1 protein-coding gene is annotated in these 225 nt (G+C 55.6%); it reads right to left on the bottom strand.

The window, feature by feature from the left end:
- A partial coding sequence (locus AVJ19_RS21440; protein WP_162626708.1) for a hypothetical protein occupies nt 1-225 on the bottom strand: 225 nt, incomplete at both ends.

The following is a 225-nucleotide window of genomic DNA, read 5'->3' as shown; positions in this document are numbered from 1 at the left end:
ATCCCGCCCGGAGTACGGTCAAGCGCAGGTTCGTGGTCAGTATCGCTGACAGGTTCGCCATTGCGGTCTGTGGTGCTACCGGTCACTGTCGTGCTGCCATCTGCAATGGATGGTGGCACTGTGCTGGTGAAGTTACCGTTGCTGTCGACTGTTGCTGTAATGGTTTCTTTGACAGGTTCGCCGTTTGGTCCTGTGCCTTCTACCACGATTTCAACAGTTGCACCC

The sequence above is a fragment of the Acinetobacter sp. CFCC 10889 genome, from assembly GCF_003268395.1.
GTDB lineage: Bacteria > Pseudomonadota > Gammaproteobacteria > Pseudomonadales > Moraxellaceae > Acinetobacter.
The sequence above is the reverse complement of the archived record's forward strand: the minus strand, read 5'-3'. Positions and strand labels throughout refer to the sequence as shown.